Raw genomic sequence first — 23,336 nt, forward strand, 5'->3', positions numbered from 1 at the left:
GAGGGTGGGTTCTTTTCTTGACGGGCTGCGCACAGGCGCTGGCGATTCTAGGCACCAGGCCGTCAAAAAAGATAGCGGTTTCTGCGGGTCTGACGGCTTACTGCGGGTGGCGCTTGGCCAGCCAGTAGTACAGCGCGATGCCCAACACCAGGCTGGCCGCGGCAGTTTCCAGCGACACGGCAAAGCCGTGTGCGGTGTTGGTGCTGTGGGCCAGCAGCAGGGCAACCCAGGGAGGACCGGCAATCTGGCCCAGACCATACACGGCCGTCAGCAGGCCAATGAAGGCCGAGGCACCATGCGGGCGCAGGCGCCGCACCTCCTGCATGGCAAACAGGGTGATGGCGGTGAACGGCAAGCCAATGAGCAGGCTGCCCAGCGCAAAGCCAACCAGGCTGGGCCACCACACCCCCAACAAAATGCCACTGGCCTGAAGGGCATAGCAGGCCATGAGCAGATGGCGCCGATCCCAATGCGTGGGAAAGCGGATGGTGAGCAATGCACCCAGCCCCACGCCCACGCCAAACAGGGGCCAAAACAAATCCAGCCAGATCGAGTCCGGCAAGGCCTGGCGCGCGATCACCGGCAAGAACGTGGCGGTGACGATGTAGCCAAAACCGGCCAGGCCATAGGCCAGCGCCAGCACGGCCATGGCGCCGCCGCCGGATGCCTCGGACGCCACGGTAGGCGGTGCCACCGCGGGCACTACGCCTTGCAGCTGGCGCCACAGCAGCGTGGTGAGCACCAGCGCCAGTGCGGCCATGGTCATCCAGCCCGTGGCCGCACTGAGGCCAGCAGCCACCATGGCCGTGGCAGCCAGGCCGCTGACCGCAATGCCCAGCCCCGGCCCGACAAAGATCACTCCCGCCAATTGCGGCGCACCCAGCGCGGCCAGCCGCGCCAGGCACCAGCCCGAGGTGTAGACAAACACCAGCGCACTGGCAATGCCAGCCAGAAAGCGCCACAGCGGCCAGGCCGCAGGCCAATGTGCCGCCATGCCCAGCGTGAGCACCACCGTCAGCGCCAGCCCCAGGCGCATGGCTTGGGTGTGCACCACGGGCGGCAGTGCGGGACGGCGCGACCACACCCAGGGCTGCAGTGCACAGGCCATGGCACCCAACCAGTAGCCGATGTAGTTGGCCGTGGCCAGCCAGCTGGCGCCGTGCAGGTCGATCACGCCGTCGTGCAGCATCATGGGCAGCAGCGGTGTGAAGGCAAACCGGCCAATGCCCATGGCCACCGCCAGGGACACCATACCGGCCAGGGCGATGGCAATGGGTTTTGGAGCACGCATGCCCGCATTGTGCAGGCCGTACGTACCTGTTTTCATAGCGGATCGGAGGCTGCTTTTTTGGTCAAAGGTGCCAACAGTTGCGCCACCCAGTTGCCGCCACTCACCAAGACAATGCCCAACAGCACGGGCACCGCCCCGATCAGAAAGCTGGCCTCGATGGGCTCATCCAGCAGCCAGGCCCCGAGCACGATGCCGAACAGCGGCGTCATGAACGAGAACACCCCCAGGCGCGACGCCAGGTAGTGGCGCAGCAGCCAGAACCAGACGAGAAAACTGGCGAACGACACCACGAGCGTATGAAAGGCCAGCGCGGCCCAGACGCGGGGAATGGGGTCGAAGTGGGCTTGCCCGGTGAACAGCGCCACAACCAGCAGCAAGCCAAAGGCGCACACCAGTTGGTAGAGCAGTGTTTGCGTGGCAGGTGCGCCAGACAGGCGTGAGCAGCGCACCACCATCGTGGTGGCGCCCCAGGCCATGCCGGCCATCAGGCCCAGCAAATCGCCCAGCAGCATGTTGCCGGGTACCGCTGCGGTGGGCTGGCTGCGCCCAAAGAACGCAATGGCGAGCCCCCCAAACGCCAGTGCAATGCCCAGCCACTGCACCGCTCCCAGGCGCTCCGCCGGCAAGCGCCAGTGCAGGCCCAGTGCGGCGAAGATGGGTGCGGTGTACAGGAACACCACCATGTGCGAGGCACTGGTGTGGCGCAGGCCTTCTCCCACCAGCAAAAACTCCAGCGCAAACAGCGAGCCCACCACCAGGCCTGCACGCCAGTTGCCATTGCGCAGGCCCCAGTTTTCGCCGCGCACCACCATCAGCAGGCCCACCAACACCGCGGCGGCGCCTGAACGCAGGGCAATCAGAAAGATGGGGGCAATGTCGCCAGCGGTGGCTTTGAGTGCAACTTGTTGAAGAGCCCACAGCACGCACAGCACCAGCATGCAGCCGATGGCTTGGGAATCGAGAGGTTTTCGGGTGTCCATGCAAGGATTATTGAATTGACGGCTTTCATTGATATAGTGAAAACCAGACAAGCCATACGGCGAAGGCGACAACCGCCACCCACCATGCCCATCCTCAAGCCCAAGCTGGAAATCCCGCTCTCCAGCCCCAACCTGCCCGCGCCCATCATGTTTCGCAGCGCCGTGGCGCCGGCCGAGGGCATTTACCCGCTGCACCAACATGCGTGGGGCGAGTTTGTGTACTCCTTCAGCGGGGTGATGGAGGTGAAGGTAGCCGACCACCACTACCTGGCGCCACCGCAGTACGGCGTGTGGCTGCCGCCCAACCTCAAGCACGTGGGGCTGAACCGCTATGAGGCGCACCACTGCTCGCTCTACGTGGGGCCTGCGTTGTGCCATCTGCTGCCGGCCACGCCGTGTGCGCTGACGGTGAGCCCGCTGGTGCGTGCCTTCATGGAACACCTGCGCCAGCAGCCGTCTGGCCAACCCACCACGGCGCAAGACGCACGCCTGTTGCAGGTGCTGCTGGACCAACTGGTGCAGGCGCCCCGTGCCGGGAGCTACCTGCCCACCTCGGAAGACCCGCTGCTCGGTGCGGTGCTGCGCCTGCTGGAAGACAACCCCGGCGACAACCGGTCCCTGCCCGAACTGGCGCAAGCGGTGCACACCACCGAGCGCACGCTCACGCGCCGCTGCCAGCGCGACCTGGGCATGTCACTGGCCGAGTGGCGCCAGCGGCTGCGCGTGGTGCGTGCCATGCCGCTGCTGGAAGCCGGCCAGACTGTAGAGACCATTGCGCTGGACTTGGGCTACGGCAGCGCTTCAGCCTTTATCTCCATGTTCAAGCGCCTGATGGGCACCACGCCCGACGAGTACCGCAAAGGCACGCGCGCACCTGCTCCCTAGCGCTTGTCCGGATTGGCGTTTGCCAGCTTTTGCACCAGAATGGACCATAGCTAATTCCCGTCAGAGGAGACACGGCACGTGGACATCGTTGGAATCTCCCTCATTGCGCTGGGTGGGCAGGTACTGTTGCGGGGTAAACCGTCCGCGCAACGCCCACCCGTCACCGAGGAGCAATTGCGCCAGGCATTGGCAGAAGCCGGCTACGCCACCTGCCACCTGCTGGAGCAGGCTCTGCAGACCGCCGTGGCCGACTGCAACAAACGCCAGGAACCCTTTGAGCACGCCGTGGGCGAGCTGCGCCCTGCACGCATCGCCGTGGCGGTGAGCAGCGATGGCATGCAGGCCTTGATCGACCTGACGCCCGCAGAAGGCGGTCGCTCCGCCACGCTGGAAGACCTGCAGCTGGCACTGGCAGAAGCGGGGGTGACTTATGGGCTGGACCTGGAAGCCCTGCGCAGCGCCTTCGCACAAGGACAGGCCACCCAGTGGCTGGTGGCCAGTGGAACGCCGGCGGTACATGGGGAAGACGCCACCTTCAGCACGCTGACGGAAGGCCTGTCTGACCGGGCGCCCAAGGTGAATGCCGATGGCCTGATTGACTACCGGGAGCACAACGGTATCTGCCTGGTGGAAGCCAACACGCCGCTGATGCGGCGCCAGCCCGCCACGCCCGGACTGGCGGGACGCACAGTCACAGGGCAAACGCTACCCCCTACACCGGGCAAGGACCTGCCATTCGCCGAAGGCCTGCATGGCAGCATGCCCCGGGCCGACGATGCCAACCTGCTGTGTGCCTCCATCAAGGGCCAGCCCGTGCTGGTGCCGCAAGGGGTGCATGTGGAGCCGGTGCTGAAGGTGGCCGATGTCAGCCTGACCACCGGCAACATTTACTTTGACGGCTGTGTGCAGGTGGATGGCGACGTGATGCACAGCATGAAGGTGCAGGCCACGGGTGACGTGTCCATAGGCGGCACCGTGGAAGGCGGATGGGTGGAGAGCGGTGGCAATGTGTTGGTGGCAGGCGGCATCATTGCGGGCGCGCGGGTGCGTGCCGAAGGTAGCGTGACCGCGCGTTTCACCCAGTCCGCCACCGTGCAGGCCGGTACCGTGATGGTGCTGCAGGACATGGCGCTGGAGTCCGAGCTGCGGGCCGGTAACCAGATCCTCGTGGGCGAAAAGAACCCGCAGCGTGGCAAGCTGGTTGGCGGACACGCCATGGCCATGGTGCTGGTGCGCACCCCCACCGTGGGCTCGGACAAAGCCGGCACCACCAGCGTGTGTGTGGGGGCCAACCCCGAACTGGAAGAGCGCTACCAGGCGCTGCAGGAGCGCATTGAGAAGGAGAAGGCGCAGGAAGACAACCTGGCCAAGCTGATCGCGCACCTGAACCATGCGGGAGACCCTAAACAGATGCTGCCGCGGGTACGCGCCTCCTGGCAGCAGGCCACCAAGACCTGGGCCAAATCCCTGGTCGAACGCGCGGAGCTAGACCGGGAACTGGCCTTGACGCGCAATGCCAAGGTGCAGGTAACCCAGGGCAGCTCGGGCGCTGTGGAGTTGGTGTTCGGCAAGCGCAGGGTGGCGCTGCACAAGGAGTTCGGTGCGGGCGCGTTTTCGGTAGACCCGGACAACCGTGTTCAGTTCACCGAACCCAGTGGACAGGCCTACCCGATTGCCTGATATGCATGATCAGGCAGCCTGGGCCGGAGCCCCGCCAAAGCGGCTCTCGGCCTGCTTGCGAAACTCCGAGGGCGTCATGCCCTTGAGCTCGAGAAAGCGGCGGTTGAAATTGGCCACGTTGTTGAAGCCCACGTCGTAGCAGATGTTCGTCACATACCGGTCCGAGCTCATGAGCAATTGGCAGGCACGGTTGATGCGCACGCGATTCACGAAGTCGGTGTAGGTGTTGCCCGTGGCACGGCGGAAGAAGCGGGAGAAGCGGCTTTCACTCATGGCCAGCTCGGAGGCCACCTCAGCCGCGGTCTGCGAGTGCGAGGGGTTCTCGGTGATGCGGTTCACGATGGTGTTGATCTGGTCCAGCTCAGCGTCGTTTTCCACGCCGCGCATCTGCACATTCGACAGCAGCCGGTAGTCGGTACAACGGGCCAACTCGGACGCCAGATCGCAAAAGGCCGCCACCCGCTTGAGCCCGCGCGACGCTTTCACCGAGCGCCAATGCGCTGCGGCCGTCTCGGCCATGCCGAAGAACTCGATCCCGTGGCGGGCACGCTCCAGCAGCGGCAGCACTTCAGCAAATTCGGGGATGGCCTGGCAGGCCTGCTCCAGTGGTTCGTGGCGGAACTGGATGACGAGATCACGGTTAGGCACGCCCTCGTCGGGCAGGTCCAGCGAGATCCAGTTGTGCGGCAGGCGTGGCCCGCACAGCACCAGGTGGCCGGGTTCAAACGGACCGATCCAGTCACCAACAAAGGCCTTGCCCGAGGTGGCCGTGATCAGGTGCAGCTCGTACTCGTCGTGGCAGTGCCAGCGCGCCAGGGGCGTGGGGTAGCCGTGGTCCAGGCAGCGGATGAAGCCGACTTCGTCGGTGGGCTCATAGCCCAACGAGGGATTGCGGTTGTAGTCCGCCTCCAGCTCAGGCGCGCGACGACGACTGGCCTGACTCCCCAGTTGTGCAATCGATGGATGGGTAGCGCCCATAGCAACCTCCGTCAAAAAGGGTTCAACACCTCACATTACCAGCATTCAGCCCCAACACTCAGCCCAAATGGTTTTTCACAAAGAGCTGAACCCGCGCATGGCCAACCCGCAGGGCATCGACCAGTTGGGGGCGCGAGGCCAACGATCCCCACAGCACCGGGTCCGCGGCGAATGCGGCCACCGGGTCTGCCGATTCACAGATGGCGTGTGCTGCCGCAGGGTCCATGGCCTGGTCCTGGTAGGTGTAAGCAATTTCACCCCGGTGCCAGCGCTGCAGGTAGGTCAGGAACAGCGCGGGCAACATGGCCACGCTGGTGATCGACTCGCCCCGCGCCAGGCGCTCACGGATGGTGGGAACGATAAAGCCGGGGATCTTGGAGTAGCCGTCCATGGCCACCCGTTGGTTGGTATCGCAGATGGCGGGGTTGCCAAATCGGTCCAGCACCACATCGCGGTACTTGCGCAGGTCCAAGGGGCTGGGCTTTTCGGGCGTGTCCAGCACGGGGATGGTGTCGTCCGTCACGTAGTCAAAGGCAAAGCGGCGGATAACCGAATCATGCGTACCTTCGTGGATGTACTGGTAGCCCACCAGGGTACCGGCCCAGGCAATGCAGCTGTGGGTGGCGTTCAGCAAGCGGATCTTGGCCTCTTCATACGCGTCCACCGACGCCACCATTTCCACCCCCACCTTCTCCCATTCGGGGCGGCCTGCAATGAAATTTTCTTCGAGCACCCACTGGATGAAGCTCTCACCCATCAGGGCCGCGCGGTCGTCCCAGCCAGTGGCGGTCTTGACGCGTTCGGCCACATCGGGTGTAGGGCGCGGGGTGATGCGGTCCACCATGCCATTGGGGCTGCTGGTGTTTTGCTCCACCCAGGCTTTGAGCGCAGCATCGCCCAGCGCATCAATGAACTGCAACAGGCCTGCACGCGAACGCTCGCCGTTGTGCCGCAGGTTGTCGCAGTTCATCAGCGTGACCGGGCCTGCACCACTCTGCATCCGCGCACGCAGGATGCTCACCAGGCCACCATAGATGGTATGACCGGCAAGCCCTTGTTTGACGGCCTCCAGGTCCCCGCGCAGGTCGGCATAGGTGGCCCAGTCCAGCTGGTTTTTGGCGTCCAGGTAATAGCCGGCCTCGGTCACAGTGAAAGAGATGATGCGGGTGGCGGGCTCTGCGCCGACGGCAATCAGATCCGCCAGGTCGTCCTGGTAGGGGATCACGCGCTGGATGGACTCGATGCGCGTGTAGCTGCGCTCACCCTGGGGCGTGACGGTTTCCAGTGTGTAGGCCCCGCCCTGCGCTTGCAGGGCTGCCATGGTGTCGGCCATATCGGGGCGCAGGTTGCCACCGGCGATGGACCAGCGGGTGTCGCCCGTCTGACGCAGTTCGTGGATATAGAGCGCCTGGTGCGCGCGGTGGAACGAACCCAGTCCGAGGTGAAGAATCGTGTACATGGTCAGGCGTGGAAAAAGTTAACTCTCAAATCACTCACAGGTCGAACTGGGTGGGCATCATCACGACGTCGCGGATGGTCATACCCCGCGGGCGCGTGAGCATGAAAAGCACCACGTTGGCGACCTCGGACGCTTCCAGCAAGCTGCCCTTGGCCTTGGCCTCCTCCAGCTTTTCGGCGGGCCAGTCGGCCAGCAGCGAAGTGATGACGGGCCCCGGGGAGATGGAACCCACGCGGATGCCGTGTTTGAAGACCTGGCGTCGCACGGTTTGCACAAAGCAGTTGATGGCCCATTTGGACGAGGCGTAGACGGGCTCCCACGGCGTGGGAAAGTGCGCGGCCAGCGAGCTGGTGACGATGATGTCGCCCACGCCTTTTTCGATCATGTGGGGCAGTACGTTGTGGACGTTCTTCATCACCACATTCACGTTCAGGTTGAGCATGCGGTCGATGGCGTCCGGGTCGGCATCCACCAGGTCACCGCCCACGTACAGGCCCGCGTTGGCATGGAAGATGTCGAGCCGTCCGGCCAACGCCAGCACGCGCGCCAGCAGCGTGGCGCATTGCTTGGCGTCCAGCAAGTCCAGAACCAGGGGAAGGGCTTGGACACCCAGGTCCGCGCAGGCTCGACCCAGCGCCGCTTCATCGCGGTCAATCAGGACGACGCGCGCACCCGCTTCCACCATCGCGCGCGCGCTGGCCAGTCCGATGCCGGAAGCGGCACCGGTGACGGCAGCCACCTGGCCTTGCAAAGGGGATGTTGTGTTGGGGTTCATGGTCTTCAGGGGAGAGGTTGGAATCAGTGCTTGCCGGCCGCCACTACGCGGCCATTGGCGTCAAACAGATGGGCAGACGTGCCGTCGATCTGCACGCCCACGGTGGAACCCACTTGCAATTCGGTGCGCGTATTCAGGCGCGCCACAAGCTGGGCACCGCTGTCGGTGCTCACGTAAATCAGGGTCTCGGCGCCCAGGGCTTCGATGAGCTCCACCTTGGCTTGCACCTGGCCCTGGCCGGGGGCGACCAGGGTGAGGTTTTCAGGACGCAGGCCAATGGCGCCGAGGGCCGGCACGGCCATGCCGGCCACGGTGGTGAGTTGGGGCAGCTTGGCAGCCTCGATCACATTCATTTGCGGGGTGCCGATGAACTGCGCCACAAACTGGTTGGCGGGACGGTCGTACAGCTCCAGAGGTGTGCCCACCTGCTCGATGTTGCCGTCGCGCAGTACCACGACGCGGTCGGCCAGGGTCATGGCTTCCACCTGGTCGTGCGTCACGTAGATGGTGGTGGCGCCCAGGTCGCGGTGGAGCTTGGCAATCTCGATACGGGTCTGGCCGCGCAATGCAGCGTCGAGGTTGGAAAGCGGCTCGTCAAACAAAAACACCTTGGGGGCACGCACGATGGCGCGACCGATGGCCACACGCTGGCGTTGGCCGCCCGAGAGTTCCTTGGGCGTGCGCTCCAGGTAATTGGTCAGGTTCAGGATCTTGGCGGCGCGATCCACCTTTTCCTTGATGACTCCGGGGTCTACGTTGGCGAGCTTGAGCGCAAAGCTCATGTTCTCGAACACGCTCATGTGGGGGTACAGAGCGTAGCTCTGGAACACCATGGCCAAGTCGCGCTTGCTGGAGGGCAGGTGGGTGATGTCGCGGCCGTCCAAATGCAAGCTGCCGTTGTCGATGGCTTCAAGGCCAGCGATGAGGCGAAGCAGGGTGGACTTGCCGCAGCCGGATGGGCCCACAAACACCACAAATTCGCCAGGCTGGATGTCCAGGTCGATGCCCTTGATGACGCGGTGTTCGCCAAACAGTTTTTCAACGCCGCTGAGTTTGAGGTAAGACATGAGAGAGGTCTCCGCTTGTTGTTTTGGTTTACTTGACGGCGCCGAAGGTCAGGCCTTGCACCAGTTGTTTTTGGCTGAACCAGCCGAACACCACGATGGGGCCGATGGCCATGAAGGACGCGGCGGACAGCTTGGCCCAGAACAGACCTTCAGGGCTGGAGTACGAGGCAATCAGCGTGGCCAGCGTGCCGGCCTTGGCCGCACTCAGGTTCAGCGACCAGAAGGCCTCGTTCCAGCTCAGCACCAGGGTCAGCAGACCCGTGGAGGCCAGGCCACCCATGGTGAGCGGCAGCAGCACATGGCGGAACTCTTGCCACAGCGTGGCGCCGTCCATACGCGAGGCTTCCAGAATCTCGGCCGGAATCTCCTTCAAATAGGAGTACAGCATCCAGACCATGATGGGCAGGTTGGACAGCGTGAACACGATGACCAGGCCAGTGCGTGTGTCCAGCAGGCCGCTGGTCTGCGCCATCACATACACGGGCACCAGGGCGCCTACGGCGGGCATCATCTTAGTGGAGAGCATCCACATCAGAATGTCCTTGGTGTACTTGCCCTTGAAGAAGGCCATGGCGTAGGCCGCGGGGAAGGCCAATGCCAGCCCCAGAATGGTGGAGGCCACGCTGGTGATGAGCGAGTTGGTGGCGTAGAGCATGTAGTCGCTGCGCTCTTGCACGATCTCAAAGTTCTCCAGCGTAGGCGTGAAGAACAGCAGCGGCGGCACCGAGATGGCCTGCAACTCGGTCTTGAAGGCGGTGAGCACCAGCCAACCCAGCGGGAAGAACAGCACGAAGGTCACGGCCCAGGCACTCAAGGTGCGCAGCCAGTGCAACCAGGGGAAGGTTTTGTGGGGTGTCATGGGTGTGCTCACTTGTCCAGGTTTTTGCCGACCATGCGAATCAGGAAGACCGCGGCAATGTTGGCCAGCACCACGGCGAACAGGGCGCCCGCAGAGGCCACACCGGCATCAAAGTTCAGCAGCGCCTGCTTGAAGATCAGGAAGGCCACGTTGGTGCTGGCGTCGCCCGGACCGCCACCGGTGGTGGTGTAGATCTCGGCGAAGACGCTGAGCAAGAAGATCATTTCAATCATCACCACGATGGCCACGGAGCGGGCCAGGTGCGGCAGGTACAAATAGCGCAGCTGCTGCAGGTAGTTGGCGCCGTCCATGCGCGAGGCTTCGAGCTGCTCGCGGTTCATGCTTTGCAGCGAAGTGATGAAGATCAGCGTGGCAAAGGGCAACCACTGCCAGGACACGATGACGATGACGCTGAGCAACGGGAAGTCCGTCAGCCAGTCCACCGGCGCTGCGCCAAAGAAGTGCCAGACCTGGGCCAGCACGCCATAGATGGGGTTCATCATCATGTGCTTCCACAGCAGCGCATTCACCGTGGGCATGACAAAGAACGGGGAAATCAGCAGGATGCGCACCAAGCCACGGCCCAGAAACGGCTCGTCAATCAGCAGGGCCACCAGGGTGCCGCCAATGACGGTGATCAGGATCACACTGCCCAGCAGCAACAGCGTATTCATGACGGCCGTGCCAAAGGACGGGTCGGTCATGAAGTAGATGTAGTTTTCCAGGCCCACAAAGCCCACCTGGTCGGGCTGCATCAGGTTGTAGCGAATGACCGAGAAATACAGGGTCATCACCAAGGGCACGATCATCCACAGGAACAGGGATAGAACGGCCGGCGCCATCAGGGCACGGGGAATAAAGCGGCTCATACAACGACCTCGCGGGAAAAAGGGCGCGCGGAGGAGACCCCGCGCGCCTGAAAGTCCACCAACCGGAGAGGAGGGTTTACTTGTAGTAGCCCGCCTTCTTCATTTCGCGGTCAGCCGCGACTTGAGAGGCCTTGAGGGCTTCGTCTACTGTGGTCTTGCCAGCCAAGGCTGCGCTCATTTGTTGACCCACGGTGGCGCCAATCGCCTGGAACTCGGGGATGGCAGCGAACTGCACGCCAACATAGGGGCTCTTGGGCAGCGTGCTGTCGTTGGGGTTGGCAGAGTCGATCGCAGCCTTTTCAGCGGCAGCGAACTTGGCAGCCTTCTGGAAATCGGCGTTGGCGTAGGTGCTCTTGCGAGTACCGGTAGGCACGTGGGCCCAACCATTGGTCTTGGCCACCAGCTCGATGTATTCCTTGGAAGTCGCCCAGGTCACAAACTTGGTGGCGGCGTCCACTTTCTTGGAACCCGATGGAATGGCCAGTGCCCATGCCCACAGCCAGTTGGCACCCTTGGGGGTCACAGCGGTAGGCGCTTGGGCAAATGCCACCTTGTCAGCCACTTTGGACTGCTTGGGGTCGGTGATGAAGGAGGCTGCGATGGTCGCATCGATCCACATACCGCACTTGCCTTCGTTGTACAGCGCCAGAATTTCGTTGAAGCTGTTCGCCGACGAGCCGGGAGGGCCGTAGTTCTTCAGCAGGTCCACGTAGAAGTTGATGGAATCCTTCCAGGGCTGGCTTTCCAGTTGGGGTTTCCAGTTCATGTCGAACCACTGACCGCCATTGGTGTTCACCAGCGTGGACAGGAAGGCCATGTTGTCGCCCCAACCTGGTTTGCCACGCAGGCAGATGCCATACACGCCGTTCTTGGGATCGTGGATCTTGGCAGCCAGGGCCTTGATGTCGGTCCAGGTGGGGTGGTCAGCCACTTTGATGCCAGCCTTGTCCGCCAAGTCCTTGCGGTACATCAGCATGGAAGACTCGCCGTAGAACGGCACCGCAAACATCTTGCCGTCCACCGACAGGCCATTGCGCATGGCGGGCAGGATGTCGTCCGCGTCGTACTTGGCGTCAGTCTTCAGTTCTTGCAGCCAGCCCTTCTTGCCCCAGATCGGGGTTTCGTACATGCCGATGGTCATCACGTCGAACTGGCCGCCCTTGGTGGCGATGTCCGTGGTCACGCGTTGACGCAGCACGCCTTCTTCCAGCGTCACCCACTTCAGCTTGATATCGGGGTTGGCGGTTTCGAAGTTCTTGCTGAGCTTCTGCATTTCGATCATGTGGCCGTTGTTCACGGTGGCCACAACGAGTTCGGTCTGTTGAGCGTATGCGGCGCTGGCCAGCAATCCAAATGCCAGGGCCAAAGATGCCTTGAGTTTCATGTTTTGTCTCCTAATGGAAGTTCGGGTGTTCAGCCAATGCCAACGATGCATCGACAGGCCTGAATAGTAGAAGTCGCCCCCTTTTGAGGTTGATACTTTTGGAACGATTGACAGTATTCGCATGCAAAAAGTAGTCAGGGTTTTCCCATATACACGCGATAACGTATTGATATGGCGAAATTTTGGCGAAGTTCCGCAGGGCCTTCAGAGGGACTGCGGGGTATCGCACAGGCGTTTTCAGCCCCTTACCGGGTCCGAAAATCATTCTTTTTAAGATGTTTGGGTAATTAAGAACTGAGAAAACAGTAGTTCTCGTTTTAACGACAGGCTTCCAGAATCCACCCCATCGCACTGTTGCGTTGCTTATCTGGAGTTGTTTCATGGCCCACCGTCGCCACCTTCTGAACCTTGCCGTGGCTGCTGCCCTGGTCAGCGCCACCGCCGGCGCCCTGGCCCAGCAAGCCGTTACCTTGCTCAATGTGTCCTACGACCCGACGCGCGAGCTCTACGTCGAATTCAACGCCGCATTCAGCAAGTACTGGAAGGCCAAGACCGGCCAGGACGTGACCATCAAGCAAAGCCACGGTGGCTCGGGCAAACAGGCCCGCTCGGTGATCGACGGCCTGGATGCCGATGTGGTCACCCTGGCCCTGGCCGGTGACACAAACGCCATTGTGAAAAACGGTGGCTGGATCAACCCGGACTGGCAAAAACGCCTGCCTCACAACTCCACGCCCTATGCGTCCACCATCGTGTTCGCCGTGCGGGAAGGCAACCCCAAGAAGATCAAGGACTGGGACGATCTGATTCGCCCCGACGTGAAAGTCATCACCCCCAACCCCAAGACCTCGGGTGGCGCCCGCTGGAACTACCTGGCGGCTTGGGAATTTGCCAAGCGCAAGTACGGCGGTGATGCCAAGGCCAAAGAATTCATTGCCAAGCTGTTTGCCAACGTGCCGATTCTGGACACCGGCGCACGGGGCTCCACCATCACCTTTGCACAACGCGCCCAGGGTGACGTGTTGATCGCCTGGGAAAACGAGGCCTACCTGCTGGAAAAGGAATTCGGCGCCAAGTTTGACGTGATCGCGCCTCCCCTGTCCATCCTGGCAGAGCCCGCCGTGGCCGTGGTCGACAAGAACGTGGACAAGAAGGGCACCCGCGCCGTAGCCGAGGAATACCTGAAGTACCTTTACTCCGAAGAAGGCCAGGACATCATCGGCAAGAACTTCTACCGCCCGGCGATTTCTGAAAAAGCCAAGGCCAAGTACGCCAAGCAGTTCCAGCCGGTGAAGCTGTTCACCATTGACGAAGCCTTTGGCGGCTGGGAGAAGGCCGACGCCGCGCACTTTGCCGACGGCGCCAGCTTCGACCAGATCTACACCAAGAAATAAGCCTCTAGCCCCCATAAATATTGCGCTAGTAGCTATCATTTTCATAGCACATCAAGGCAGGGAGAAAACAAGAATGTCCGTCCTACTCATCGCAGGCAGCCCTTCGGAGCGCTCGCGTACCGCGGCCCTGCTGGAAGCCGCGGGCCAGCGCCTGGAGGCACGCGGTGTGCTGGTGGACCGGCTGCGCGTGCGCGACCTGTCTCCCCAGGCCCTGCTGTTGGCGGACTTTGGCCACCCCTCCATCAGCCAGGCCACGGGCCAGGTGTCCGAGGCGGACGTGATCATCGTCGCCACACCGGTCTACAAGGCGGCGTACAGCGGCGTGCTCAAGGTCTTTCTGGACCTGCTGCCGCAAGACGGTTTCAAGAACAAGGTGGTCCTGCCCCTGGCAACCGGCGGCAGTCCGCACCACATGCTGGCGCTGGACTACTCGCTGCGCCCCGTGTTGCAGTCGCTCGGTGCCAAGCACATCCTGCCCGGCATCTATGCCACCGACGCCCAGGTCACGCTGTCCGAAGGCGGCAGCTACCAGGTCACCCCCGACATCGGCGAACGCCTCGACGATGCCGTGCACACCCTGATCACCGAGACCCTGCAGACCGGCCTGGCCATTGCCACCCGGTTCGCGCCGGTCGCGTTTTCACAAGTGCAGTACAGCTCCTAAGTCACGCACGCCCATTTACTTTTTCAGGAATTTCCATGTCCATCCAAGCCATCAACGTACGCAACCAGTTCAAAGGCAAAGTCCGCGAAATCATCCGCGGCGATGTCGTCTCCGAGATCGATGTCGAAACGCCTTGGGGCATCGTCACCTCTGTCATCACCACGCGTTCTGTGGACGATTTGCAACTGCGGGTCGGCTCCGACGTGGTGGCGCTGGTGAAGTCCACCGAAGTGTCGATCGCCAAACTTTGACCTGACGACGCTACTTACGCGCTAGCCACACCCCCAGCACAGTAAGGCCCATGCCCAGCAAGGACAGGCCGGTGAGGGTTTCGCCAAACAAGGTCCAGGCGACCAGCGCCGTGGCAGGCGGCACCAGGTAAAACAAGCTGGCCACATTCACGGCGCTACCGCTGCGGATCAGCACATTGAGAAGGCTCACCGCACCCAGAGACAGCACCAGCACCAACCAGGCCAGCGCAAACACGAACGACGGCGTCCAATGCACCTGCAGGTTCTCGGTGGCCATTGCCATCAGAACCGTCAGAGCCAGCGTGGGCAGGAACTGCACCACCGACCCGGTGCGCAGATCAAACGACGGGCAGAAGCGCTTCTGGTACAGCGTGCCCGCCGTAATAGCAAGCAAGGCGATGAAAGCAGGCAACAGCATGGGAAGCAACAGGCCTCCGCCCGTATTGCCCGCCACCTTGTGCGCAACCACCAGCGCCACACCCACGAAGCCCAGGGCCAGCCCGGCCCACTGCGTGGGGCGCACGCGCTCACCCAGCATCAGCCCAGCGCCGAGCGCCGTGAGCACAGGCTGCAGGCCCACCACAATGGCCGTTACCCCGGCTGGAAGACCGTGGCTGATGGCGATGAACACACCGCCCAAATAGACGCCATGCACCAGCACACCCGAAATTCCGATGTGCATCCAATCGCGCGCAGTGCGCGGCCACGAGGCTTCTGTGTACCAGGCCAATGCGCCCATGAGCACCAACACAATGGCGTAGCGCAGGCTTAGAAAGGTGAGCGGCCCGGCATCCGGGAGGCCGAATTTGGCGCCGATGAAGCCAGTGCTCCACAGGGCCACAAACAACAGGGGATAGAGGGAGGAGAGAGAGGGAGAAAGATCGGGGCGGGAAGACATGCCCCGATCTTAGAGCGCGACAGTGACGCTATTAGGCCGCTTTCTGTTTGCGCACCGTGAACTGGTTCACCGGCCGCTCCAGCCCCAGGTTCTCGCGCAATGTGGTTCCCTCGTACTCGGTGCGGGACAGGCCACGGCGTTGCAGCTCGGGGATGACCAGGTCCACAAAGTCGTCGAGCGATTCGGGCAGCACGGGTGGCATGACGTTGAAGCCATCGGCCGCGCCGTTCTCAAACCAGGTCTGGATCTCGTCAGCAATCTTTTGTGGCGTACCCACCACCACCCAGTGGCCTCGGGCACCTGCCAGGTACTCGTAGAGCTGGCGCACGGTGAGCTTGTCGCGGCGCGCCAGCTCCAGCACCACATGGGCCCGGCTGTTGCGGCCAATGGGTGGCTGGGGAATGTAGGGCGGTGGGGCATCCAGATCCCATTTCGTCAGATCTTCGCCGGGCCAGAACGGCGCTATGGTGCTCAGTCCGACCGAGGGGTGGATGAGCTTTTGTAGCGTGGCCCACTTGGCCTCGGCCTCTTCCTGCGTGCGGCCAACCACGGGAGAAATGCCGGGCAGCACCAGCAGCTGTTCCGGCCGGCGGCCATATTTGGCCAAGCGGCCCTTCACATCGGCATAGAACGCCTGCGCCTCCGCCAGGCTGGTCCAGGCAGTGAAGATGGCCTCTGCCGTGGCGGCCGCCAACTCTTTGCCAGGCTCGGAGGAGCCAGCTTGCACGATGACAGGATAGCCCTGGGGTGAACGTTCGATGTTGAGCGGACCCTTGACCTTGAGGTGCTTGCCCACGTGGTTGAGCGTGTGCAGTTTGGCAGGGTCAAAGTAGACACCGCTGGCTGCATCGCGGCTGAAGGCGTCGTCTTCAAAGCTGTCCCACAGGCCTTTCACCACATCCACAAATTCGTGCGAACGCTCGTAGCGCGTTTCGGGGTCGGGGTGTTTGTCCAGGCCAAAGTTGCCGTACACGTTTTCGGCACTGGTGGTCACCACGTTCCAGGCTGCACGGCCCTTGCTGATGTGGTCCAGCGAGGCGAACTTGCGTGCCAGCAAGTACGGGTCTTCGTAGGTGGTGGAGGCCGTGGCCACAAAGCCAATGTGCTTCGTCACGGCGGCCAATGCGGCCCACAGCGTGACGGGCTCGAAGTGCGAGACCCGGCCCTGGCGGCTGAAAGCCTCGTCATCGCCCTCAAACCACAGGCCCGGGCTATCGGCCACAAAGACCTGGTCAAACAAGCCGCGCTCGGCAGTCTTGGCCACCTCGATGTAATGGTCGATATTGGTACCCGAGTCGATCTGTGATCCGGGGTGGCGCCAGGCAGCAATGTGATGGCCCGTGGCCATGATGAAGGCGCCCAGGCGCAGTTTGCGGTCAGACATGAAGATTCCTTGATTGAATAAAGTGAAAAGGGGTTAAGCCAATGTTGGTGCGGGCTTCCAGGCGGTCAGGCGGCGCTCCGCCAGCCCCAACACCAAGGTGAACAGCACGCCGATGAAGGTGATGGCGATAATTCCGAAGTACATGTCGGGGATCAGAAAGCTGTACTGTGCGTAGATGATCAGATAGCCCAGGCCGGACTTGGCCCCCACCATCTCCGCGGCTACCAGCACCAGAATGGCGGTAGCACTGGCCAGACGTATGCCCACAAAAATGGTGGGCACCGAGGCCGGCAAAATGACCTTCAGGAATAGCTGGCCTGCACTGGCACCCATGGTGCGGGCGGACTTGATCAGCAGCGGGTCCACTTGCTTGACGGCCGAGATGGTGTTGAGCAACAGCGGCCAGGAGCAGGCGTACACCACCATGGCCACCTTGGACACTTCCCCAATGCCCAGCAACAGCAAGAACACGGGCAGCAAGGCCAGCGGTGCCGTGTTGCGCAGCAATTCAATGATCGGGTTCAGAAAATGACCCAGCCGGCGGTACCAGCCAATGGCCAGGCCCAGCGGCACCGCATACAGCACGGCGATGGCGAAGCCCCCCAATGCCCGCGCCACACTGGCCGAGGTGTGCTGCCAAAGCTGTCCGTTCAGAGCTAGGGCCCAACCCGCAGCCAGCACTTCGCTGAGTGGGGGAAAAAAGGCGGGATCGGTCAGCTCCAGGCGCGGAGCCAGCTCCCACCACAACGCCAACGCCAATACCAGTGCGGAGCGCCAGCCGATATTGCCCAGCTGGCGCAGCACGCGCGTCCAGCGGGCGGGGGACACCAGGGCCACAGGGGCGGCGCCCGCAGTCAACGAAACATCAGACATGGAAACTCTCCTTGCGGGCGGGTAGGGTTGCAATACGGGCACGACGCTGTTGGCGCGCAGCAGCCACCTCGTCGTGCAACAGGGACCAGATTTCGTGGCGCAGCTCGCCAAACAGGGGCAGTGAGCGCACATCCGGTGTGTCGGCGCGCAGCGTGTCGGGGATGTCCACAATCTCCTTAATGCGCCCCGGGCGCGAAGTCATCACCGCCACGCGCTGGCCCAGTACCACGGCCTCGTCGATGCCGTGGGTGATGAACACAATGGTCTTGCCCGTGCGGTGCCAGATCTCTACCAGCTCTTCCTGCAGGGTCTCGCGGGTTTGCGCGTCCAGCGCGGCAAAGGGCTCGTCCATGAGCAAGACCTGTGGCTCATAGGCCAGGCTGCGGGCAATGGCCACGCGCTGCTTCATGCCGCCCGACATTTCGTGCGGATAGTGGTTGCGGAAGTCAGTCAGGCCCACCAGCTCCAGGTAGTGCGCTGCCTTTTCCCGGCGCTCCTTCTTGCCCAGACCTGCGATCTCCAGGCCAAAGGCCACGTTGTCCAACGCGCTAAGCCACGGGAACAGTGCGTACTGCTGGAACACCACGCCGCGGTCGCGCGCAGGGCCGGTGATGGGCTTGCCATCAATGAGCACACGTCCGCTCGTGGGCAGGGTTAAACCGGCCAGCAAATCCAGAAGGGTGGACTTGCCGCAGCCGCTGGGACCGACGAGCACCAGGAATTCACCCGGGCGGATGTCTAGCGTCACGTCCTGCAGGGCCGTGAAGCGCTTGTCCGAGCTTCCATCTTCGGCGCGCACGGTGAACTCCTTGCTGACGTGTTCGAAACGGATCTTGGCGGCGCTCATTTGGCAGCTACCTTGGCGCCATTGGCGTAGGGGTTGAAAGCGTTGGTGTACAAGTCTGTCGGCTTGATTTGGCCGGATTTGACGATGTCTTCTTTCACCAGCCAGTCAATCCAAACCTGCAGGTCCTTGTCCAGCACCACACCACCGGTAGAAGGGATGCCCGTGCTCTTCCAGTACTGGATGGCATCGGCGCTCTCGGCGCGGCCACGCGCTTTGATGATGGACTCGAACGTGCTGCGCACCTGCGGTGCGGGTGTGGTGCGCGCCCATTCAATGGCGCGGGCAATCGCACTCACCAAATGTTTGGACGCCTTGGGGTTCTGCTCGATGAACTTATTGCGCAGCACATAAGAGCCCGCAGTGAAGTTACCAAACAGGTCGCGGTCCGTGAACAGCGGGCGGATGCCACCGCGTTCCAGCGCCTTGTCGCGCAGGATGCCGCCCAGCGTTGTTACCTCCACCTGGTTCTGGCGCAGGGCCTGCTCACCTGTCACCGGCGGGGTGATGACGAAGGTGACCTGTTTGGCCTCCTCATCGGTGATCTTGTTGCGTTCCAGGTACTCGCGCACGATGAAGTCGTGGTGCGCGCCCAGCGTGTTCATGGCCACCTTTTTGCCCAGCAGGTCACGGGCGGTTTTGATCGGGCTGTCGTTCTTGACGTAGTAGCCACTCCAGGTGTTGTCGTCTACCCCGTAGTAGCCAATCACCGCCTTCACGGGCGCCCGCTTTGCGATCAGCTTGACCAGTGCGCCATTGAAGGCACCGCCAATGTCGATGTCATTGGTGACCACCGCCTGCACATCCTGCGGGCCGCTGATGGTGTTGCCCACCCACTTGGCCTTGAGCGGAGCCAGGTAGCCCAGGTGTTCGGCCAGTTCAATCCAGACCACCTGGCCCACGGTGCCCTGGTAGCGGATCTCCGAGACCTCCAGAGTGTCCTCGGCCCAGGCCCCCGCCACAAAACCAAGCGCCACCGCGGAGGCAGTCAAAAGTTTGAAAAGTTGTCGCATGCAAATTCCTCATTGGTTGGTGATCGGAATGCAGCGTAAGGACGGCATGTCCACACGACAACGAAGAAAAATGCACTTGCATATGCGAACGCACGCAACGCATATCGACATGCGAATTGAGCGCTTCGCAATAACACAGTGGCTTCCTACGATGGCTGCGCTTTCTCTCTTTTCTTGTCTTTCAACGCTGTCCCACCAAGGAGTTTTTATGTCTGCTGTCTTGCAACACCCCCACACTGCAACTGCCACCACGATTGAGGTGCGCCCCCTGGCTGGGCGCATAGGCGCGGTCATCCATGGCGTACGCCTGTCCGGCCAGTTAGCTCCCGTCACCTTTGCGGCCATCCACCAGGCACTGCTCAAACACAAGGTCATCTTTTTCCACGGCCAGCAGCACCTGGACGATGCCGAGCAACAGGCGTTTGCCAGCCTGTGGGGCGATGTGGTGGCCCACCCCACCGTGCCCTCGCGCAACGGCACCCAGATCCTGGAGCTGGACTCGAACCATGGCGGGCGCGCCAACTCCTGGCACACCGATGTGACGTTTGATGCGGATTACCCCAAGGTGTCGGTGCTGCGCGGGGTGACCATTCCCGAGTCGGGTGGCGACACGGTCTGGGCCAACACCGCCACCGCATATAACGAGCTGCCCGAAGAGCTGAAAGCCCTGGCCGACAAGTTGTGGGCCGTGCACAGCAATGACTATGACTACGCTGCCACCCGCGTGGAGCCCGATGACGCAGGTGCCAAGCACTATCGCGAGGTGTTCCGCGCACGCCTGATTGAGGCGCAGCACCCGCTGGTGCGCGTGCACCCCGAGACCGGCGAGCGCACACTCATTGCAGGCCACTTCATCAAGCGCCTGGTGGGCTACAACACGCACGACTCGGACCGCCTATTCGAGGTGTTCCAGCACCACATCACACGCCTGGAGAACACCGTGCGCTGGCAATGGACCACGGGTGACGTGGCGATCTGGGACAACCGCGCCACCCAGCACTACGCCATCAATGACTACGGCCACCAGCACCGTGTGGTGCGCCGTGTGACAGTGCGCGGGGAGGTACCGGTGTCGGTGGACGGCCGGCGCAGCTTTGCGGTGGGCGGCAGCACACAGCCTGCGCAGACCGCTTGATGCGCGGTTTTCTGGAGCGCAACGCCTTCCTGCTGCGCTTTGCGCTCCTGTCCCTGTTCATGGGTATCAGCGTGGGTCTGGCCAAGTTCACCACCACGCTGTATGCGCTGGAGCTGGGCGCCCAGGGTTGGCTGCTGGCCGCCATGGCCGGTGCCCAGTCGGTGGGCATTGTGTTCACCAGCCTTCCAGTGGGCTTTTGGGTAGAGCGCTTTGGCCCGGCGCGGCTGTTTGTGGCGGGCAGTTGGGCCATGGGCGTGTTGTATGTGCTGATTCCCGCCGTACCCCATGCGCTCTACCTGCTGCTGCTCACGGCGCTCATCAGCTTTTTAATGCCGCTACGCTTTGTTTCGCTCAACACGGTGTTCATGGCCGCGCTGGAGCACTTGGGCCAAGGCCGCGCAGGCTGGCAGCGCGGGGCGCATATGTCGGGCATGTTTCTGCTGGGGCCGGTGCTGGCAGCGGCGGTCATTCCAGCATTGGGGCATGCGGGCAGCTATTGGCTCATAGGTGCCATGTTTTTTGCCACGGCCCTCTTCGCAGCGCAGGTGATGAACCACCACCCACAGGTTACATCGGGTGGCGGCGCACGTGTGTCCATGCTGCAGTCGGTGCGCGCCCTGTGGCAGCAGCCCGAGGTGCGGGCATTGGCCGCGCAAGAGTGTGCGGTGCAAGCCGCGCACATGTACTACGCCTTCTACATCGTGGTCATCGCGGTGCAGCAGTTGGGGCTGCCGGCACTGGGCGCGGGCAGCCTGGTGGCGGTACAGGGCGCCAGCTTTATTGCCGCGCTGATGGTGCTGGGCCCGGTGGTTGGCCGGTTGGGCTCGCGCGTCACAGTGCTCAGTGGGGGTGCGCTGGCCGTACTCGCCTTGCTGCTGTTGGCACTGGGCCGGCACATGGCTTGGCTGTGGGTGGGCGGCGCGTTGCTGGGTGTGGGTCTGGGGCTGCTGCAGATTCACACCCTTACGCAGTTTGCCCAACTGGGTGCGCGACTGGGGCGCGGCCGGGTGTCGGGCCTGAGCGCTCTGGCCGGGCCCAGCGGAGGTTTGGTAGGGGGATTGCTGGGCGGCACGCTGGGTGCTGTGGTCGGCTTGCAAACCGCGTTCTTGCTGTTGGTGCCGGTGTTTGCCGGCCTGGCTTGGTTGGCCTACCGGCAGCCTGCGCGAGCTCAGATGATTTCGGCGTAAAGACTCAACTTTTTATTCTTTTGAGTTTTGACTTCGGCACTTTAGAGTCAGGCCATCTCCATCGGGGTTGCAGCCTGCTTTTATACAAATATAGGCCACACCCCCCGTGAAATATGCGCAAGCAGCTTCTGTTTTTATAGCAAACCAACATCCAAGGAGAGGTCCCCATGTCTGACAACTGGAAATTCGAAACCCAATCCGTCCACGCTGGTTACAGCCCTGACCCCACCACCAAGGCCGTGGCCGTGCCGATCTACCAAACGGCAGCCTACGCCTTTGACAGCGCCCAGCACGGTGCCGACCTGTTCGACCTGAAGGTGCCAGGCAACATTTACACCCGCATCATGAACCCGACTCAGGACGTGCTGGAGAAGCGCGTGGCGGCCCTGGAAGGCGGCCTGGCCGCGCTGGCGCTGGCCTCGGGCCAGGCCGCGGTGACCTATGCGATCCAGACCATTGCCGAAGCCGGTGACAACATCATCAGCAGCACCGCGCTGTATGGCGGCACCTACAACCTGTTTGCCCACACGCTGCCCCAGTTCGGCATCACCACGCGCTTTGCCGATCACCAAAATCCCGACAGCTTTGCGCCGCTCATCGACGAGCGCACCAAGGCGATCTTTGTTGAATCGCTGGGCAACCCGCAGGGCAATGTGACCGATATCCGCCGCATTGCAGACATCGCGCATGCCCACGGCATTCCGCTCATCGTGGACAACACCGTGGCCACGCCCTACCTGCTGCGCCCCATTGAACACGGCGCCGACATCGTGGTGCACTCGCTCACCAAGTACCTGGGCGGCCACGGCACAACCATTGGCGGCGCCATTGTGGACAGTGGCAAGTTCCCTTGGGCCCAGCACAAAGCCAAGTTCAAGCGCCTAAACGAACCCGACCCGAGCTACCACGGCGTGGTCTACACCGAAGCCCTGGGCCCCGCCGCCTACATTGGCCGCGCCCGCGTGGTGCCGCTGCGCAATACGGGTGCCGCCATTTCGCCGTTCAACGCCTTTCTGATTTTGCAAGGTATCGAAACATTGGCACTGCGCCTGGAGCGCATCACCGACAACGCGCTGAAAGTGGCGCAGCACCTGCAGAAGCACGCCAAGGTGGCATGGGTGAACTACGCCGCCCTCCCCGGCCACCCCGACCATGAACTGGCCAAGAAGTATTTGGGCGGCAAGGCCTCGGGCCTGTTGACCTTTGGCGTGAAGGCGCCCGAAGGTCAGGGCCGCGAAGCCGGTGCGCGTTTCCTCGATGCGCTGCAGCTGTTCACCCGCCTGGTGAACATTGGCGACGCCAAATCGCTCGCCACCCACCCCGCCTCCACCACGCACCGCCAGCTGTCGCCCGAAGAGCTGGCCAAGGCGGGCGTGCCGGTGGATGCCGTGCGCCTGTCGGTCGGCATTGAACACATTGACGACTTGCTGGCCGACCTGGACCAGGCACTGGCCGCGGTGTAAGAC

Annotated in this window: 22 protein-coding genes; 8 read left to right on the forward strand and 14 right to left on the reverse strand. The window is 62.6% G+C overall.

All coding sequences use genetic code 11. From position 1 onward, the window contains the following. Positions 1-97: 97 nt before the first annotated feature. Entirely contained in the window at positions 98-1,327 is a 1,230-nt protein-coding gene (locus AC07OE_RS13705; protein WP_495071122.1) for a YbfB/YjiJ family MFS transporter, read from the reverse strand. Then, positions 1,324-2,271, reverse strand: coding sequence for a DMT family transporter (locus AC07OE_RS13710; protein ID WP_495071123.1), 948 nt, complete (start codon positions 2,269-2,271; stop codon positions 1,324-1,326). Before AC07OE_RS13710 ends, AC07OE_RS13705 begins: the two co-directional genes overlap by 4 nt. 84 nt (positions 2,272-2,355) lie before the next feature. Here AC07OE_RS13710 and AC07OE_RS13715 point away from each other — a divergent pair, with 84 nt between their 5' ends. Together AC07OE_RS13715 and AC07OE_RS13720 are read left to right on the forward strand one after the other, a co-directional pair. Beyond that, the gene (locus AC07OE_RS13715; protein WP_495071124.1) at positions 2,356-3,156 is read left to right on the forward strand and encodes an AraC family transcriptional regulator; all 801 of its coding nucleotides are present in this window, start codon (positions 2,356-2,358) and stop codon (positions 3,154-3,156) included. 78 nt (positions 3,157-3,234) lie between these two features. After that, positions 3,235-4,836, forward strand: coding sequence for a flagellar assembly protein A (locus tag AC07OE_RS13720; RefSeq protein ID WP_495071125.1), 1,602 nt, complete (start codon positions 3,235-3,237; stop codon positions 4,834-4,836). A 9-nt stretch (positions 4,837-4,845) separates the two neighbouring features. Here the strand turns inward: AC07OE_RS13720 and AC07OE_RS13725 are convergent, their stop codons facing one another. From AC07OE_RS13725 to AC07OE_RS13755, 7 genes are all read right to left on the reverse strand, one after another. After that, a complete protein-coding gene (locus AC07OE_RS13725; RefSeq protein WP_495071126.1) occupies positions 4,846-5,814 on the reverse strand; it encodes an AraC family transcriptional regulator in 969 nt (322 codons plus the stop codon). A 58-nt stretch (positions 5,815-5,872) separates the two neighbouring features. After that, the gene (gene dalD / locus AC07OE_RS13730; RefSeq protein WP_495071127.1) at positions 5,873-7,273 is read right to left on the reverse strand and encodes a D-arabinitol 4-dehydrogenase; all 1,401 of its coding nucleotides are present in this window, start codon (positions 7,271-7,273) and stop codon (positions 5,873-5,875) included. Between the two features lie 34 nt (positions 7,274-7,307). Next, a complete protein-coding gene (locus AC07OE_RS13735; protein WP_495071128.1) occupies positions 7,308-8,048 on the reverse strand; it encodes an SDR family oxidoreductase in 741 nt (246 codons plus the stop codon). A gap of 23 nt (positions 8,049-8,071) precedes the next feature. Next, on the reverse strand, positions 8,072-9,115 hold the full coding sequence (locus tag AC07OE_RS13740) for an ABC transporter ATP-binding protein (RefSeq protein ID WP_495071129.1): 1,044 nt from the start codon (positions 9,113-9,115) through the stop codon (positions 8,072-8,074). Positions 9,116-9,143: 28 nt separating this feature from the next. Then, on the reverse strand, positions 9,144-9,974 hold the full coding sequence (locus AC07OE_RS13745; RefSeq protein WP_495071130.1) for a carbohydrate ABC transporter permease: 831 nt from the start codon (positions 9,972-9,974) through the stop codon (positions 9,144-9,146). Positions 9,975-9,982: 8 nt separating this feature from the next. Next, positions 9,983-10,843: a carbohydrate ABC transporter permease gene (locus AC07OE_RS13750; RefSeq protein ID WP_495071131.1), complete on the reverse strand. Its 861-nt coding sequence runs from the start codon at positions 10,841-10,843 to the stop codon at positions 9,983-9,985. A 76-nt stretch (positions 10,844-10,919) separates the two neighbouring features. Then, complete coding sequence (locus AC07OE_RS13755) at positions 10,920-12,227, reverse strand: ABC transporter substrate-binding protein (protein ID WP_495071132.1); 1,308 nt, start codon at positions 12,225-12,227, stop codon at positions 10,920-10,922. 380 nt (positions 12,228-12,607) lie between these two features. Here AC07OE_RS13755 and AC07OE_RS13760 point away from each other — a divergent pair, with 380 nt between their 5' ends. The 3 genes from AC07OE_RS13760 (at position 12,608) to AC07OE_RS13770 (ending at position 14,536) form a co-directional block, all read left to right on the forward strand. After that, on the forward strand, positions 12,608-13,621 hold the full coding sequence (locus AC07OE_RS13760; protein ID WP_495071133.1) for a sulfate ABC transporter substrate-binding protein: 1,014 nt from the start codon (positions 12,608-12,610) through the stop codon (positions 13,619-13,621). A gap of 73 nt (positions 13,622-13,694) precedes the next feature. Further along, positions 13,695-14,285 (forward strand): NADPH-dependent FMN reductase, encoded by a 591-nt coding sequence (gene ssuE / locus AC07OE_RS13765; protein ID WP_495071134.1) that lies wholly within the window; start codon positions 13,695-13,697, stop codon positions 14,283-14,285. Positions 14,286-14,320: 35 nt separating this feature from the next. After that, positions 14,321-14,536 carry a TOBE domain-containing protein gene (locus AC07OE_RS13770; protein WP_495071135.1) on the forward strand — a complete coding sequence of 72 codons (216 nt, stop codon included), beginning with the start codon at positions 14,321-14,323 and terminating at the stop codon, positions 14,534-14,536. 10 nt (positions 14,537-14,546) lie between these two features. On the opposite strand, the gene AC07OE_RS13775 is transcribed toward AC07OE_RS13770, so the two are convergent. From AC07OE_RS13775 to AC07OE_RS13795, 5 genes are read right to left on the reverse strand one after another with little or no spacing between them, the layout of a single operon-like run. Next, positions 14,547-15,434, reverse strand: coding sequence for a DMT family transporter (locus AC07OE_RS13775; RefSeq protein WP_495071136.1), 888 nt, complete (start codon positions 15,432-15,434; stop codon positions 14,547-14,549). 31 nt (positions 15,435-15,465) lie between these two features. Then, complete coding sequence (locus tag AC07OE_RS13780) at positions 15,466-16,818, reverse strand: LLM class flavin-dependent oxidoreductase (RefSeq protein WP_495071137.1); 1,353 nt, start codon at positions 16,816-16,818, stop codon at positions 15,466-15,468. Between the two features lie 33 nt (positions 16,819-16,851). Further along, positions 16,852-17,691: an ABC transporter permease gene (locus AC07OE_RS13785; protein WP_495071138.1), complete on the reverse strand. Its 840-nt coding sequence runs from the start codon at positions 17,689-17,691 to the stop codon at positions 16,852-16,854. Continuing rightward, positions 17,684-18,538, reverse strand: coding sequence for an ABC transporter ATP-binding protein (locus AC07OE_RS13790; protein ID WP_495071139.1), 855 nt, complete (start codon positions 18,536-18,538; stop codon positions 17,684-17,686). The genes AC07OE_RS13785 and AC07OE_RS13790 overlap by 8 nt, the downstream gene beginning before the upstream one ends. Then, positions 18,535-19,548 (reverse strand): ABC transporter substrate-binding protein, encoded by a 1,014-nt coding sequence (locus AC07OE_RS13795; protein WP_495071140.1) that lies wholly within the window; start codon positions 19,546-19,548, stop codon positions 18,535-18,537. Before AC07OE_RS13795 ends, AC07OE_RS13790 begins: the two co-directional genes overlap by 4 nt. A gap of 208 nt (positions 19,549-19,756) precedes the next feature. On the opposite strand from AC07OE_RS13795, the gene AC07OE_RS13800 reads away from it, so the two are divergent. The 3 genes from AC07OE_RS13800 (at position 19,757) to AC07OE_RS13810 (ending at position 23,333) form a co-directional block, all read left to right on the forward strand. Further along, complete coding sequence (locus tag AC07OE_RS13800) at positions 19,757-20,683, forward strand: TauD/TfdA dioxygenase family protein (RefSeq protein ID WP_495071141.1); 927 nt, start codon at positions 19,757-19,759, stop codon at positions 20,681-20,683. Continuing rightward, positions 20,683-21,870 carry an MFS transporter gene (locus AC07OE_RS13805; protein ID WP_495071142.1) on the forward strand — a complete coding sequence of 396 codons (1,188 nt, stop codon included), beginning with the start codon at positions 20,683-20,685 and terminating at the stop codon, positions 21,868-21,870. The genes AC07OE_RS13800 and AC07OE_RS13805 overlap by 1 nt, the downstream gene beginning before the upstream one ends. A gap of 167 nt (positions 21,871-22,037) precedes the next feature. Then, positions 22,038-23,333 (forward strand): O-acetylhomoserine aminocarboxypropyltransferase/cysteine synthase family protein, encoded by a 1,296-nt coding sequence (locus AC07OE_RS13810; RefSeq protein ID WP_495071143.1) that lies wholly within the window; start codon positions 22,038-22,040, stop codon positions 23,331-23,333. The last annotated feature ends 3 nt before the right edge of the window (positions 23,334-23,336 follow it).

This window comes from Rhodoferax sp. GW821-FHT09E07 (assembly GCF_059416145.1).

Coding starts and splice junctions, on each gene's coding strand:
- AC07OE_RS13715 (WP_495071124.1), top strand. CDS start 2,356: ATGCCCATCCTCAAGCCCAAGCTGGAAATCCCGCTCTCCAGCCCCAAC.
- AC07OE_RS13735 (WP_495071128.1), bottom strand. CDS start 8,048: ATGAACCCCAACACAACATCCCCTTTGCAAGGCCAGGTGGCTGCCGTC.
- AC07OE_RS13810 (WP_495071143.1), top strand. CDS start 22,038: ATGTCTGACAACTGGAAATTCGAAACCCAATCCGTCCACGCTGGTTAC.
- AC07OE_RS13750 (WP_495071131.1), bottom strand. CDS start 10,843: ATGAGCCGCTTTATTCCCCGTGCCCTGATGGCGCCGGCCGTTCTATCC.
- AC07OE_RS13785 (WP_495071138.1), bottom strand. CDS start 17,691: ATGTCTGATGTTTCGTTGACTGCGGGCGCCGCCCCTGTGGCCCTGGTG.
- ssuE (WP_495071134.1), top strand. CDS start 13,695: ATGTCCGTCCTACTCATCGCAGGCAGCCCTTCGGAGCGCTCGCGTACC.
- AC07OE_RS13745 (WP_495071130.1), bottom strand. CDS start 9,974: ATGACACCCCACAAAACCTTCCCCTGGTTGCACTGGCTGCGCACCTTG.
- AC07OE_RS13780 (WP_495071137.1), bottom strand. CDS start 16,818: ATGTCTGACCGCAAACTGCGCCTGGGCGCCTTCATCATGGCCACGGGC.
- AC07OE_RS13755 (WP_495071132.1), bottom strand. CDS start 12,227: ATGAAACTCAAGGCATCTTTGGCCCTGGCATTTGGATTGCTGGCCAGC.
- AC07OE_RS13710 (WP_495071123.1), bottom strand. CDS start 2,271: ATGGACACCCGAAAACCTCTCGATTCCCAAGCCATCGGCTGCATGCTG.
- AC07OE_RS13805 (WP_495071142.1), top strand. CDS start 20,683: ATGCGCGGTTTTCTGGAGCGCAACGCCTTCCTGCTGCGCTTTGCGCTC.
- AC07OE_RS13795 (WP_495071140.1), bottom strand. CDS start 19,548: ATGCGACAACTTTTCAAACTTTTGACTGCCTCCGCGGTGGCGCTTGGT.
- AC07OE_RS13800 (WP_495071141.1), top strand. CDS start 19,757: ATGTCTGCTGTCTTGCAACACCCCCACACTGCAACTGCCACCACGATT.
- AC07OE_RS13760 (WP_495071133.1), top strand. CDS start 12,608: ATGGCCCACCGTCGCCACCTTCTGAACCTTGCCGTGGCTGCTGCCCTG.
- AC07OE_RS13740 (WP_495071129.1), bottom strand. CDS start 9,115: ATGTCTTACCTCAAACTCAGCGGCGTTGAAAAACTGTTTGGCGAACAC.
- AC07OE_RS13770 (WP_495071135.1), top strand. CDS start 14,321: ATGTCCATCCAAGCCATCAACGTACGCAACCAGTTCAAAGGCAAAGTC.
- AC07OE_RS13725 (WP_495071126.1), bottom strand. CDS start 5,814: ATGGGCGCTACCCATCCATCGATTGCACAACTGGGGAGTCAGGCCAGT.
- AC07OE_RS13705 (WP_495071122.1), bottom strand. CDS start 1,327: ATGAAAACAGGTACGTACGGCCTGCACAATGCGGGCATGCGTGCTCCA.
- dalD (WP_495071127.1), bottom strand. CDS start 7,273: ATGTACACGATTCTTCACCTCGGACTGGGTTCGTTCCACCGCGCGCAC.
- AC07OE_RS13775 (WP_495071136.1), bottom strand. CDS start 15,434: ATGTCTTCCCGCCCCGATCTTTCTCCCTCTCTCTCCTCCCTCTATCCC.
- AC07OE_RS13790 (WP_495071139.1), bottom strand. CDS start 18,538: ATGAGCGCCGCCAAGATCCGTTTCGAACACGTCAGCAAGGAGTTCACC.